Source organism: Micromonospora sp. NPDC049662, assembly GCF_040675055.1.
In the GTDB taxonomy this organism is placed as follows: domain Bacteria; phylum Actinomycetota; class Actinomycetes; order Mycobacteriales; family Micromonosporaceae; genus Micromonospora.
On sequence record NZ_JBFAOC010000022.1, the window covers coordinates 37,956 to 51,465 of the forward strand.

Consider the following 13,510-nt stretch of genomic DNA (forward strand, 5'->3'; position numbering starts at 1 on the left):
GGGGCGATCTGTACCGACGACTTTTTTCTTTGTTTTTTATGGATGTTCAATTTTTTAACCGCCTGGCGTTAACAGGGGGCCCTTCCTTACATCTCAGGCGACGGACTGCCACCAGCCGTCGACCGCCGGTGGGTCGTCGACGACCACCCGCTCGCCGGGGCGGGGTACGGCGAGCCGCACGTCCCGGGCCTTCGCCTCGGCCCACAGTCGGTTCACCGGCTCCGACCAGTCGTGCAGGGCCAGGTTGAACGTCGCCCAGTGCACCGGGATGAACAGCCCGCCGCGCAGGTCGAGGTGGGCGTCGACCGCCTCCTCGGGGAACATGTGGATGGTCGGCCAGGCCCGGTCGTACGCGCCGATCTGCATCAGCGTGACGTCGAAGGGCCCGTGCTCGGCGCCGATCGCCGCGTACCCGGCGAAGTAGCCGGAGTCACCGGTGTAGAAGACCTTGCGTCGTGCCCCGGCCACCACCCAGGAGCTCCAGAGCGTGCCGTCGCGGCGCAGCCCGCGACCGGAGAAGTGCTGGGCGGCGGTGGCGGTGATCTTCAACCCGTCGACCCGGTGCGACTCGGACCAGTCCAGCTCGATGATCCGCTCGGCGGGCACCCCCCAGCGATCCAGGTGGGCGCCCACCCCGAGCGGCACCACGAACGGCGCCGACTGCCCGGCGACCAGCGCCCGCACGGTGGGCATGTCCAGGTGGTCGTAGTGGTCGTGGGAGATCAGGATGGCGTCGAGCGGAGGCAGCTCGTCGATGCCCACCGGCGGCTCGTGCAGCCGACGCGGGCCGACCGCGCCGGACGGCGAGCAGCGGTCACTCCACACCGGGTCGAGCAGGACCCGCCGCCCCTCGATCTCGATCAGCGCCGAGGCATGGCCGTACCAGACGATGTTCAGCTCGTCGGCGGTGTCGGCGGCCGGCGACGCGCCGGGCCGCAGCAGCGGCACGGGCGCGGTGGGGCGGCGCTTCTGCTTGCCGAAGATCAGTTCCCGGACCAGGTTCCGACCCGGTTCGGCGGCGACCATCGTGCGGACGTCGGCCTGGTTGTGGAACGTGCCGTCGCGGAACTGCGGCGAGCGGGCCGCCCGCTCGGCCCGGGCCCCGGCGAGTCGCCCGCCCAGTGCCGCCGGGACGTCCCGTGCCATCCAGGCCAGGCCGGCCAGCGCGGCCAGTCCCGCCGTCGCCCGCATCCGTCGCCCGAGCGACCTCTGCCCGTCCGTGCGTTCCGTTGGCGTCATCGCCGTCCCTCCGCCGTGTCCCGCACTACACGGTAGTTCCCCCGTGCGGCTTCCGCCCCGGCGGTCGCCCGCACCGGGCCGGTCGTCCCCGACGACCGGCCCGGCAGCGGAGTCAGCCGCCGTTGCTGGGCCGCTGGAAGGTCGTCCGGTACGCGGTGCCCGCGCCCCCGAGGCGGTCCACCGCGGCGAGGACCTTCGGACCCATGGCGGCGCGCGCCCGCACCGCCGGATGGGTCGCACCGAAGTTGTCCGGGTCGGCCTGCCCGTCGGCGAACAGCGCGTAGGTGAGCACCGCAGCGCCGGACCGGTCGAAGATCACGCCGGCCTCGTGCCGGGCGTCGGCGAACCAGCCGGCCTTCGTGGCGATGCGGGCCCGATCGTCGGAGGACATGGTGCGACGGATCCCGTCGGTGAAGGCCACCGGGGAGCGCAGCAGCCCGAGCAGGTGCGCCGTCGAGGCCGGCGAGAGCAGCGTGCCGGCGACCAGGGCCCGCAGCAGGTCGTGCGTCTCCCGGGGAGTGCTGGTGCCGAGGAAGAACCGATTCGGGTTGGCGACCGGCTCGACCTGGGTGTTCGGGAAGCCCTTGGCGACCAGGATCGAGTTGATCTCGGCGGCCGGGGCGACCAGACCGCACAGTCGTACGGCGGTGTCGTCCGAGACGGTCAGCAGGTTCGCCAGCACGTGTCCCAGCGTCACGCTGCTCGGGTACGCGCCGTCCCGGCTGAAGATGCCGTCCCCACCCGGCACCACGATCGTCTCGGTCACCTCGACCCGCTGGTCCAGCGTCAGCAGCCCGCGGTCGACCTTGTCCAACACCGCCGTGGCCACCGCGATCTTGTTGACGCTGTACGCCTCGATCGTCCGGTCCTCGTCCGCCGCCACCGCGACGACCGGCGTGCCCGCCGGGTCGGCCACGCTGACGTATGCCTGCCAGTTGCCGCCGGCCTCGGCGCTGTGGCGCCCGAAGGCCGTGGCGACCCGCCGGGCCGCCTGCGCGGGGGTGGTGGGTGTCGCCTCGGCGGCGCTGGCCGGAGTGGTCGCGGCGAGCACCGTACCGGCGGTGGCCACCGTACCCAGTCCGAGGGCGGTCCTGCGGTTCAGTCGGATGGTCAATCGTCTCTCCCGTCGTGGGGCGCCGGAGCGCCTGCCGGCCCCCCACGCTAGGCGAGTTGATCTATTCATGATGCCCCCGGAGAGAGTCCCGAACAGTCCCGAACAGTCTTACCCGGGCCGTCGGCGCAGCGCGGCGCCGATCGCGCCGGCCGCCGTCCCACGGAGCTGTGCCGCCGGCCCGGACACGGCCCGGGCGAGCTGCCGCAGGTCGGGCAGGTGACCGCCACGGACCGCCTCGCCGGCCGGGTTCGGGGCGAAGACCGAGCCGTCGTGCGCCGCGACCGGCCGCCCACTGAGGCCCGCGAGCCGCATCAACGGGCCGACGGGGACGTCGTAGACGCCGGGCAGCAGCGTGAAGCCGGCTCGCAGCAGCACGTTGAGCCGCCCCACCGACACCTCCCGGCGCGGACTGTCCACACAGTCGACGATGGCCCGGGCCACCCGCTGCGGCCCGGCGACCGGCGGTGGAGGGCGACCGACGCGACCCAGGTAGTTGGCCGCCTGCTGGTAGACGGGTGTGTCCACACTGCCCGGGTTGACCAGGCACAGCCGGATTCCCGGGCTGTCCCGCAGCTCCTGCTGGAGCGTCCGGGCCAGCCCCTGCAAACCCCACTTGCTGGTCACGTACGCGCTCATGTAGGGGGCGGTGATGTGCCCGAGCACCGACCCGGTGAGGATCAACGTCCCGGCGCCGGTGGCCCGGAAGTGCCGCAGCGCCACCCGGGCCGCGCCGGCGGCGGCCAGCAGGTCCGTCCGCACCACGTGGTCGAACACCCGCTCCGGCAGCTCGTCGAAGCGCCCGTAGGCCATCACCGCCGCGGTGTGCACCCAGACGTCGATGCGGCCGAACCGTTCGATCGCCGCCTGCGCCAGCGCGTCCAGCGCGCCCGCCTCGGTGACGTCGGTCGCCACGGTCAGCACCTCGACGTCCGCGCACTCCTCGCGTACCTCGGCGAGGGTCTGCGGCGCACGGGCCGCGAGGACCAGGCGGTCGCCGCGCTCGGCGAACGCCCGCGCCGTCGCCCGACCGATCCCGCTGGTCGCGCCCGCGACCACCACGACCCGACTCATGGAGCGAGCACGACCTTGATGCAGCCGTCCTCCTTCTGCTGGAACATCTCGTACGCGCGCGGCGCGTCGCTCAGCGGCAGCCGGTGGGTACGCAGATCCTCCACGCCCAGCGGGTCGTCGTCGCCGGAGAGCAGCGGCATGATCTCGTCGACCCAGCGGCGAACGTGACACTGCCCCATCCGCAGTTGGACGCCCCGGTCGAACATCTCCATCATCGGCATCGGGTCGGCCTCGCCGCCGTAGACGCCGGATATCGAGACGGTGCCGCCGCGCCGGACCGCCTTGAGCGCGGCGTGCAGGACGGCGAGCCGGTCGATGGCGACCCGGTCCGTCATCGTCTGGGCGAGCTTGTCCGGCAGCAGGCCGACGGCCGCGTGGGCGAGCTTGCCGACCGGCGAGCCGTGCGCCTCCATGCCGACCGCGTCGATGACCGCGTCCGGGCCACGCCCGTCGACCAGGTCGATCAGCGCGCCCGGTACGTCGGACAGCTCGCGTACGTCGAGCACCTCGATGCCGTGCCGGCGGGCCAGCTCCAGCCGCTCGGGCACCAGGTCCAGCCCGATGACCCGCCCCGCGCCGAGGTGGCGGCCGATCCGGGCGCAGAACTGGCCGACCGGGCCCAGCCCGAAGACGGCGAGCGTGCCGCCGGGCGGGGTGTCCGCGTACTTCACCGCCTGCCAGGCGGTGGGCAGGATGTCGGAGAGGTAGAGGTAGCGCTCGTCCGCGCCGGTCTGCGGGATCTTGATCGGCCCGAAGTGGGCCTGGGGAACGCGCAGGTACTCGGCCTGGCCGCCGGGCACCGACCCGTAGAGGGACGTGTAGCCGAACAGCGCCGCGCCCTTGCCCTCGCTGGTCACCTGGGTCGTCTCGCACTGGGCGTAGAGCTGGCGTCGGCACATCCAGCAGTCGCCGCAGGAGATGTTGAACGGCACCACCACCCGGTCGCCGGGCTTCAGGCCGGTCACCTCCGGGCCGACCTCCTCGACGATGCCCATCGGCTCGTGTCCCAGGATGTCCCCGGGCTTCAGGTACGGCCCCAGCACCTCGTACAGGTGCAGATCCGAGCCGCAGATCGCCGTCGATGTGATCTTGACGATCGCGTCGGTCGGCTCCTCGATCCGGGGGTCGGGTACCTCCTCGACCCGTACGTCCCGCTTGCCCTGCCAGGTCAACGCCTTCATGTCCGGTTGCCCTCCCTCGGTCCTGTCTGACTGCTACCCCGGGAGAGGGGGTTGAACCGGCTTGCCGAGGGGTGTGCCTGCTTGCCGGCTCGCCGAGCCCGTCGTGGTGCCGTGATCGACTCGGGTTCCAGGAAGTCGCGGTGTGGTGGGAGCCCGGACCAGCCGACTTCCGGTATGCCGAGTTGATCTTCCCCGGGCCAGTCGCGGACCGGGCCGGGCCAGTCGCGGGCCGGGCCGGACTAGCGCGTTCGGTGGACGCCCTCAACGCCGGACCGCCGCGCCCGACGATCGGGGGCGCAGCGGTCCGGGGGTTGCCTGGGCCGGAGGGTTCAGGAGCCGGGGGTGTTGCCGCCCTTGGTGGTGGCCGACAGGTAGTCGCGGTTGAGCCGGCCGATGGTGTTCAGCGGGATGCCCTTCGGGCAGGCCACCGTGCACTCACCGGCGTTGGTGCAGCCGCCGAAGCCCGCCTCGTCGTGCGCGTCGACCATGCCGATCACCCGGGTGTAGCGCTCCGGCTGGCCCTGGGGCAGCAGCGAGAGCTGGGTGAGCTTGGCGGCGGTGAAGAGCATGCCGGAGCCGTTCGGGCAGGCCGCCACGCACGCGCCGCAGCCGATGCAGGCGGCCGACTCGAAGGCGGCGTCCGCGTTGGCCTTGGCGACCGGGGTGGAGTGCGCCTCGGGCGCGCTTCCCGTCGGTGCGGTGATGTAGCCGCCGGCGGCGATGATCTTGTCGAAGGCGCTCCGGTTGACCACCAGGTCCTTGACGACCGGGAAGGCGCTGGCCCGCCACGGCTCGATGTCGATCGTGTCGCCGTCCTTGAACTGCCGCATGTGCAGCTGGCACGCCGTGGTGCCGCGCTGCGGCCCGTGCGCGTCGCCGTTGATCATGAGGCCGCACATGCCGCAGATGCCCTCGCGGCAGTCGTGGTCGAACGCCACCGGGTCCTCGCCGGAGAGGATCAGCCGCTCGTTGAGCACGTCGAGCATCTCCAGGAACGACATGTCCGGGGACACGTCGTCGACCGGGTAGGTCACCATCCGACCCTTGTCCTCAGGGCCCTTCTGGCGCCAGATGCGCAGGGTCAGGTTCACTTGTAACTCCGCTGCGTGGGGTGGACGTATTCGAACTTCAGGTCTTCCTTGTGCAGCACCGAGGGCTCACCGGTGGCGGTGAACTCCCAGGCCGCCACGTACGCGAACTTCTCGTCGTCGCGCTGCGCCTCCCCGTCGGGGGTCTGGTGCTCGGCCCGGAAGTGACCGCCGCAGGACTCCTCGCGGTGCAGGGCGTCGATGCACATCAGCTCGGCCAGCTCGAAGAAGTCGGCCACCCGGCCGGCCTTCTCCAGCGACTGGTTCAGCTCCTCACCGGTGCCGGACACCTTGACCCGCTGCCAGAACTGCTCGCGCAGGTCGCGGATCTCGCCGATCGCCTTGCGCAGTCCGGCCTCGGAGCGCTCCATGCCGCAGTGCTCCCACATGATCTGGCCCAGCTCCCGGTGGAACGAGTCCACGGTCCGGTCGCCGTCGACCGCCAGCAGCCGCTGGATCCGGTCCTCGACGTCGGTACGCGCCTCGACCGCCGCGGGATGGCTGGCGTCGACCTTCTCGAGGGGCCCCGAGGCCAGGTAGTTGGCGATGGTGGTGGGCAGCACGAAGTAGCCGTCGGCGAGGCCCTGCATCAGCGCCGAGGCGCCGAGGCGGTTCGCGCCGTGGTCGGAGAAGTTCGCCTCGCCGATCACGAACAGGCCCGGGATGCTGGACTGGAGGTCGTAGTCGACCCAGAGCCCGCCCATCGTGTAGTGCACGGCGGGGTAGATCCGCATCGGCACCTCGTACGGGTCCTCGCCGGTGATCCGCTCGTACATCTCGAAGAGGTTGCCGTACTTGGCCTCGATGGCCTTGCGGCCCAACCGGTCGATCGCGTCGCCGAAGTCGAGGTAGACGCCGAGCTTGGTCGGACCGACGCCGCGGCCCTCGTCGCAGACGTTCTTGGCGGCGCGGGAGGCGATGTCGCGGGGGACCAGGTTGCCGAAGGACGGGTAGATCCGCTCCAGGTAGTAGTCCCGCTCGTCCTCGGGGATGTCCTTCGGGCTGCGGTCGTCGCCCTTGCGCTTGGGCACCCACACCCGGCCGTCGTTGCGCAGCGACTCGCTCATCAGGGTCAGCTTCGACTGGTGGTCGCCGGAGACTGGGATGCAGGTCGGGTGGATCTGCGTGTAGCAGGGGTTGGCGAAGTACGCCCCCTTGCGGTGCGCCCGCCAGGTGGCGGTGACGTTGCAGCCCTTGGCGTTGGTGGAGAGGTAGAAGACGTTGCCGTAACCGCCGGAGGCGAGCACGACGGCGTCGGCCATCTCGGTGGTGATCTCGCCGGTGACCAGGTCCCGGACCACGATGCCCCGGGCCTTGCCGTCGACGATGACCAGCTCCAGCATCTCGTGCCGGGCGTTCATCTCCACGTTGCCGAGGCCGATCTGCCGCTCCAGGGCCTGGTACGCGCCGAGCAGCAGCTGCTGGCCCGTCTGGCCCCGGGCGTAGAAGGTGCGCTGCACCTGCGCGCCGCCGAAGGAGCGGGTGTCCAGCAGGCCGCCGTACTCACGGGCGAACGGCACGCCCTGGGCGACGCACTGGTCGATGATGTTGACCGAGACCTCGGCGAGCCGGTGCACGTTCGACTCCCGGGAGCGGAAGTCGCCACCCTTGACGGTGTCGTAGAACAGCCGGTGCACGGAGTCGCCGTCGTTGCGGTAGTTCTTCGCGGCGTTGATGCCACCCTGCGCCGCGATCGAGTGGGCCCGGCGCGGACTGTCCTGGTAGCAGTAGGACTTGACGTGGTAGCCCTGCTCGGCCAGCGTCGCCGCGGCTGAGCCGCCGGCCAGGCCGGTGCCGACCACGATCACCGTCATCTTGCGGCGGTTGGCCGGGTTGACCAGCTTGGCCTCGAAGCGCCGCGTCTCCCAGCGCTTCTCGACCGGGCCGGCGGGCGCCTTCGTGTCGGCGATCGGGTCGCCCTCGGTGAAGAGTTCCATGTCAGGACACCAATCCGGTGAGTACGGCGAACGGGACCACCAGGTATCCGGCGCAGAGCGCCACGGCGAAGACCAGCGCGGCGGCGCGCGCCCGGCGCTCGCCCCGGGGCGTCTGCTGCCCGAGGCTGCGGAACGCGCTGAAGGCGCCGTGGCGCAGGTGGAAGCCGAGCGTGACGATCGCCAGGGTGTAGAAGAGGGTGACGTACCAGCGCTCCGGCGCGAAGTCGGCGACGACGTTGCCGTACGGCTTGCCCTCGGTCCCGACCGGGTTGAGCGTGCCGGTGGTCAGGTCCAGCAGGTGGTAGATCACGAAGAGCAGGATGATCACGCCACCCCAGCGCATGGTGCGCGCCGCGTAGCTGCCCCGGACCTTCTTGCGGTGGGCGTACTTCACCGGGCGGGCGGCGCGGGCGCGCAGCGCCAGCACGGTGGCGGCCACGATGTGGGCGACGACGGCGACCGTGAGGACGGTGCGCAGGATCCACAGGAACCAGACACCGGGCAGCAGTGGCTTGCCGATGTCGCGCAGCCAGTGCGCGTAGTGGTCGAACGAGGTCTCCCCCGTGAACACCTTCAGGTTCCCGAGCATGTGCGCGATCAGGAAGAGCACCAGCAGGATGCCCGTCACCGCCATGACGGCCTTGAGGCCGACGTTCGAGCGGATGGGCGACCGAGTTTTCGTCATTACCACGGGATCGACGCTAGGAGCACTTTGATCAGTCGTCCAATGCATCGAACTCGCAGCGTTGATAGCCATAAGCTATGTAGATGCAGCTCCATCAGCTCCGGTACTTCGTCGCGGTGGCAGAAGTACGACATTTCACCCAAGCCGCCGACATCGTTGGCATAACCCAGCCTTCGTTGAGTAAGCAAATTCACGCCCTCGAGACCGACCTCGGGGCCCCGCTGTTCGAGCGGGTAAGGGGCAACATCGCCCTCACCGCGGCCGGGGAGGTGCTCCTGCCGTTGGCGACCCGGATCCTCGCCGACGTGGAGACCGCGACCCGGGAGGTGCAGGAGCTGGTCGGCCTGCGCCGAGGGCGCGTACGCCTGGGCGCGACCCCGAGCCTGGCCACCTCGCTCGCCCCGCCGGTGCTGCGCCGGTTCCGCGACGCGCACCCCACCGTCGACCTCCGCGTCGAGGAGAGCGGTTCCCAGGACCTCGTCCGTGACCTGCTGCGCGGCGACCTGGACCTGGCGCTGATCATCATGCCGTCGCAGGGCGCCGACCCGGGCCTGCGCGTCGACCCGATCCTGCGCGAGAGCCTGGTGGTGGCCTCGGTGGACGAGGTGCCGACGGGCTCGGGGACGGGCGAGCTGCGCATCACCGATCTGCGTGACCAGCCGATGGTGATGTTCCGGGAGGGCTACGACCTGCGTGATGCCACCATCGCGGCGTGTCGGGAGGCGGGCTTCGAGCCCACGTTCGCGGTGGACGGCGGCGAGATGGACGCCGTCCTCAGCTTCGTCGAGGCGGGACTCGGCATCGCGCTGGTGCCGGGGATCGTGCTGGCCCGCCGGCCCGGGGTGCGCGGCACGCCGCTGGCGTCTCCCGGGGTGACGCGGACCATCGCGGTGGCCCGTCGCCGTGACGTGGTGCCGACGCACGCCGGCCGCGAGCTGCGGCGGATCCTGCTCGACTACGTCCAGTCCGCGATCGACCGGGGCGAGCTGCCGCCGGGTGTCGAGCCGCTGGGCTGACCCGGCCGGGGCCGCCGCCGCGAAGAGGCCGGCGGCGGCCGGGCCGGCGGGCTCAGCGGCCCTCGGCGTCGTCCATCGCGCGGTAGATCCGCTGCTCCGAGACGGGGTACGGGGTGCCCAGCGCCTGGGCGAACACGTTCACCCGCAACTCCTCGATCATCCAGCGGATCTGCCGGACAGCCGCCTCCTGCCGGCGCGCGGGCGGCAGAGCGGCGAGCAGGTCGTCGTACTCCTTGCGCACCGCCGCGATCCGGTCCTGCTGTTGGCGGTCGCGCTGCGGGTTGCCGCCGAGCCGGTCCAGCCGACGTTCGATGGCGGTGAGGTAGCGCAGCAGGTCGGGCAGGCGGGCGTACCCGGTCTCGGTGATGAAGCCGGCGTGCACCAGCCCGGCGAGCTGCTTGCGGATGTCGGCCAGCGCCGCCACCACGGCCAGGTTGCGGGTCGCGCCGAGCCGCTGCTCGACCGCGTACGCGGCGGCGAGCACCTTGCGGACCCGGTCCATCACCTCGACGACGGTGTCGACCAGGTCGGCGCGGACCTTCTCGCGCAGGGCGGCGAAGCCCTCGGCGTCCCACGCCGGGCCACCGGCGGCGTCGATCAGGCGGTCGATGGCCGCGCCGGCCGCGTCCTCGATCAGCTCCTGCACGCCGCCGTGCGGGTTGCGGCTCAACGCCAGCTTCGCCTCGTTGCTCAACCGACCCTGCAGGAACCGGGCCGGGGACGGCACGGTGAGCCGCAGCAGCCGGCGGGTGCCGGCCCAGTGCGCGGCCTCCGCCTCGGCGGGGGAGTCGAACACCTTCACCCCGACCGTCGTGCCCTCGTCGACCAGGGCCGGGTACGCGGTCACCGCGTAGCCGACGCGGACCTGCTCGATGGTCCGGGGCAGCGTGCCGAGGCTCCACTCGCGCAGGCCGGTCCGGGCGACCTCCGGCGCGGCGGCCGCCACGACCTGGCGTACCTCCTGGCGCAGTTGACGTTGCAGGGCCGGCAGGTCCTTGCCCTCGGCGACCGGCTTGTCGTCGTCGCCGAGCACCCGGAACGTCACCCGCAGGTGGGCGGGGAGCTTGCCGGGCTCCCAGGCGTCGCGGGGCACGGTGACACCGGTCATCCGGCGCAGATCACGGGTGAGCGCGTCCAGCAGCGACGTCTCGCCGGGGGTGATCGCCGCGAGGGCGGCGCGGGCGTAGTCCGGCACCGGCACGAAGTTGCGCCGGATCGCCTTGGGCAGCGAGCGGATCAGCGCGATCACCGTCTCCTCGCGCAGCCCCGGCACCTGCCAGTCGAAGCCCTCCGCCGGTACCTGGTTGAGCAGCGGCAGCGGGATGTCCACGGTGACGCCGTCGGTCGCCGTGCCCGGCTCGAACCGGTAGGTCAGCGGCAGGGTCACCCCCTGGGTCTGCCACTCGTCGGGGTAGTCGCTCTCGTCGACACCGCCGCGACCGTCGTTGATCAGCAGGTCGCGGGTGAAGGTCAGCAGGTCGGGACGCTCGTGGCGGGTCTTCTTCCACCAGGTGTCGAAGTGCCGGCCGGAGACCACGTCGGCGGGGATCCGCTGGTCGTAGAAGCCGAAGATGGTCTCGTCGTCGACCAGGATGTCCCGGCGGCGGGCCCGGCTCTCCAACTCCTCGATCTCGCCCAGCAGTCGCTTGTTGTCGGCCCAGAACCGGTGGTGGGTCTGCCAGTCGCCCTCGACGAGCGCGTGCCGGATGAACAGCTCCCGGCTCAACGTCGGGTCGATCCGCCCGAAGTTGACCTTGCGGGAGGCGACCAGCGGCATGCCGTACAGGGTGACCTTCTCGTAGGCCATCACCGCGGCCTGCTTCTTCTCCCAGTGCGGCTCGCTGTAGCTGCGCTTGACCAGGTGCTGCGCCAGCGGCTCGACCCACTCCGGCTCGACCCGCCCGGCGATGCGCCCCCACAGCCGGGACGTCTCCACCAACTCGGCGGCCATCACCCAGCGCGGCGGCTTCCTGAACAGCGCCGAGCCGGGAAACAGCGCGAACTTCGCGCCCCGCGCCCCCAGGTACTCGTGTTTCTGGGCGTCCTTGAGGCCGATGTGCGACAGCAGGCCGGGCAGCAGCGACTGGTGCACCTTCGGGGTGTCGATCTCCTCCGGCAGGTCCGCGCCGCCCCGGCGGCCCGCGCCCCGGCCGGCGTCCGCCTCGGCCGGGGTGTCCCGCGCCGCCCGCCCGCCGCGCCGGTCGTTCTCGGCGGGGGTACGCAGCACCTGGCGCAACTGGCTGACGATGTCCTGCCACTCGCGGATCCGCAGGTAGTTCAGGTACTCCGCCTTGCACATCCGGCGGAACGCGCTGGACGACAGCTCCCGCTGCTGCTCACGCAGGTACCGCCACAGGTTCAGGTACGCCACGAAGTCGGACTCTTTGTCGGCGAACCGGGCGTGTGCCTGGTCGGCCTGGGCCTGCTTCTCGGCCGGGCGCTCGCGGGGGTCCTGAATGGAGAGCGCGGCGGCGATCACCAGGATCTCGGTGGCACAGCCGTTGCGCTCGCCCTCGACCACCATCCGGGCCAGCCGCGGGTCGACCGGGAGCTGGGCGAGCCGGCGGCCCAGCGCGGTGAGCCGCTTCGCCGGGTCGGTCTCGGTCGGGTCCAACGCGCCCAGCTCGTGCAGCAGGTTGACGCCGTCGGTGATGTTGCGCTTGTCCGGCGGGTCGATGAACGGAAACGCGGCCAGGTCGCCCAGCCCGATCGCGGTCATCTGGAGGATGACCGACGCCAGGTTGGTACGCAGGATCTCCGGGTCGGTGAACTCGGGGCGGGACAGGAAGTCCTGCTCGTCGTAGAGGCGGATGCAGATACCGTCCGACGTCCGACCGCAGCGGCCCTTGCGCTGGTTGGCCGACGCCTGCGAGACGGGCTCGATCGGCAGCCGCTGCACCTTGAGCCGGCTGGAGTAACGGGAGATGCGGGCGGTGCCCGGGTCCACCACGTACTTGATTCCCGGCACGGTCAGCGAGGTCTCCGCGACGTTGGTGGCGAGCACCACGCGTCGTGAGCTGTGCGCGGCGAAGACGCGGTGCTGCTCGGCGGCGGAGAGCCGGGCGTACAGCGGCAGGATCTCGGTGCCCAGCAGGGACCGCTTCTTCTGCACCAGCTTGCCCAGCGCGTCGGCGGTGTCGCGGATCTCCCGTTCGCCGCTGAGGAAGACCAGGATGTCGCCCGGACCCTCGGCGGCCAGCTCCTCGACGGCGTCGCCGATCGCCTGGATCTGGTCGCGGACGTTCTCCTCGTCGGCGTCGCCCTCCTCGTCGCTCTCGGCGACCTCGACCAGCGGCCGGTAGCGGACCTCCACGGGATAGGTGCGTCCGGAGACCTCGACGACCGGCGCCGGACTGCCCTGGGCGTCGGCGAAGTGCTTGGCGAAGCGGTCGGTTTCGATGGTCGCCGAGGTGATGATCACCTTGAGGTCGGGCCGGCGGGGCAGCAGCTCGCGCAGGTAGCCGAGGATGAAGTCGATGTTGAGGCTGCGCTCGTGCGCCTCGTCGATGATCAACGTGTCGTACTGGCGCAGCATCCGGTCGGTCTGCAACTCGGCCAGCAGGATGCCGTCGGTCATCAGCTTGACCAGGCTGCGGTCGCTCACCTGGTCGGTGAAGCGCACCTTGTAGCCGACCACGTCGCCCAGCTCGGTACCCAGCTCGTCGGCGATCCGGTCGGCCACCGTCCGGGCGGCCAGCCGCCGGGGCTGGGTGTGCCCGATCAGGCCGTTGATGCCGCGCCCCAGCTCCAGACAGATCTTCGGCAGCTGGGTCGTCTTACCGGAGCCGGTCTCGCCGGCCACGATCACCACCTGGTGATCGCGGATGGCGGCGGCGATGTCGTCCTTGCGCTCGCTGACCGGCAACCCCACGGGGTACGCGATCGTCGGCACCGCCGCCCGCCGGTCGGCCAGCCGCTGCTCGGCCCGCGCCAGCTCGGCGGTGATCTCGGTCAGGGCCGCCTCCCGGCGCTGCGGGTCGCGCAGCTTGCGGGCGCCGTCCAGGCGTCGCTGGAGCCGGCGCTGGTCGCGGAACATCAGGGGACTGAGGCGGCGGTGCAGGTCGCGGACGGGATCGGTCGCGGCGGAGGAGGCTGGATTCTGCATGTCGTGCCCAAGGATAGGCAGCCCGGCGGCGGACCGCCCCTGGGTTACCGCGCGTGGGTGCTTCGGCGCGGGGA

The 13,510-nt window shown here is 71.5% G+C and carries 9 protein-coding genes; 1 reads left to right on the plus strand and 8 read right to left on the minus strand.

The features are described from left to right. Positions 1-93 precede the first annotated feature (93 nt). From AB0J36_RS18220 to AB0J36_RS18250, 7 genes are all read right to left on the minus strand, one after another. The gene (locus AB0J36_RS18220; RefSeq protein WP_357119928.1) at positions 94-1,239 is read right to left on the minus strand and encodes an MBL fold metallo-hydrolase; all 1,146 of its coding nucleotides are present in this window, start codon (positions 1,237-1,239) and stop codon (positions 94-96) included. Between the two features lie 112 nt (positions 1,240-1,351). Then, the gene (locus AB0J36_RS18225) at positions 1,352-2,353 is read right to left on the minus strand and encodes a serine hydrolase (protein WP_363660899.1); all 1,002 of its coding nucleotides are present in this window, start codon (positions 2,351-2,353) and stop codon (positions 1,352-1,354) included. Between the two features lie 108 nt (positions 2,354-2,461). Further along, a complete protein-coding gene (locus tag AB0J36_RS18230; protein WP_363660900.1) occupies positions 2,462-3,424 on the minus strand; it encodes an SDR family NAD(P)-dependent oxidoreductase in 963 nt (320 codons plus the stop codon). Then, positions 3,421-4,605: a zinc-dependent alcohol dehydrogenase gene (locus tag AB0J36_RS18235; RefSeq protein ID WP_357119920.1), complete on the minus strand. Its 1,185-nt coding sequence runs from the start codon at positions 4,603-4,605 to the stop codon at positions 3,421-3,423. The genes AB0J36_RS18230 and AB0J36_RS18235 overlap by 4 nt, the downstream gene beginning before the upstream one ends. A gap of 329 nt (positions 4,606-4,934) precedes the next feature. Continuing rightward, entirely contained in the window at positions 4,935-5,696 is a 762-nt protein-coding gene (locus tag AB0J36_RS18240) for a succinate dehydrogenase/fumarate reductase iron-sulfur subunit (protein ID WP_357119917.1), read from the minus strand. Next, entirely contained in the window at positions 5,693-7,630 is a 1,938-nt protein-coding gene (locus tag AB0J36_RS18245; RefSeq protein ID WP_357119914.1) for a fumarate reductase/succinate dehydrogenase flavoprotein subunit, read from the minus strand. The genes AB0J36_RS18240 and AB0J36_RS18245 overlap by 4 nt, the downstream gene beginning before the upstream one ends. A gap of 1 nt (position 7,631) precedes the next feature. After that, entirely contained in the window at positions 7,632-8,315 is a 684-nt protein-coding gene (locus AB0J36_RS18250) for a succinate dehydrogenase cytochrome b subunit (RefSeq protein ID WP_357119912.1), read from the minus strand. Positions 8,316-8,398: 83 nt separating this feature from the next. Here AB0J36_RS18250 and AB0J36_RS18255 point away from each other — a divergent pair, with 83 nt between their 5' ends. Next, complete coding sequence (locus AB0J36_RS18255; protein WP_357119909.1) at positions 8,399-9,331, plus strand: LysR family transcriptional regulator; 933 nt, start codon at positions 8,399-8,401, stop codon at positions 9,329-9,331. Positions 9,332-9,383: 52 nt separating this feature from the next. Here the strand turns inward: AB0J36_RS18255 and hrpA are convergent, their stop codons facing one another. Beyond that, on the minus strand, positions 9,384-13,436 hold the full coding sequence (gene hrpA / locus AB0J36_RS18260; RefSeq protein WP_363660901.1) for an ATP-dependent RNA helicase HrpA: 4,053 nt from the start codon (positions 13,434-13,436) through the stop codon (positions 9,384-9,386). Positions 13,437-13,510 lie beyond the last annotated feature (74 nt).

What these genes read in the sequence shown, in the direction of transcription:
- AB0J36_RS18220 (WP_357119928.1), bottom strand. Translation starts at nt 1,239, where the DNA reads ATGACGCCAACGGAACGCACGGACGGGCAGAGGTCGCTCGGGCGACGG.
- AB0J36_RS18230 (WP_363660900.1), bottom strand. Translation starts at nt 3,424, where the DNA reads ATGAGTCGGGTCGTGGTGGTCGCGGGCGCGACCAGCGGGATCGGTCGG.
- AB0J36_RS18235 (WP_357119920.1), bottom strand. Translation starts at nt 4,605, where the DNA reads ATGAAGGCGTTGACCTGGCAGGGCAAGCGGGACGTACGGGTCGAGGAG.
- AB0J36_RS18245 (WP_357119914.1), bottom strand. Translation starts at nt 7,630, where the DNA reads ATGGAACTCTTCACCGAGGGCGACCCGATCGCCGACACGAAGGCGCCC.
- AB0J36_RS18250 (WP_357119912.1), bottom strand. Translation starts at nt 8,315, where the DNA reads ATGACGAAAACTCGGTCGCCCATCCGCTCGAACGTCGGCCTCAAGGCC.
- AB0J36_RS18255 (WP_357119909.1), top strand. Translation starts at nt 8,399, where the DNA reads ATGCAGCTCCATCAGCTCCGGTACTTCGTCGCGGTGGCAGAAGTACGA.
- hrpA (WP_363660901.1), bottom strand. Translation starts at nt 13,436, where the DNA reads ATGCAGAATCCAGCCTCCTCCGCCGCGACCGATCCCGTCCGCGACCTG.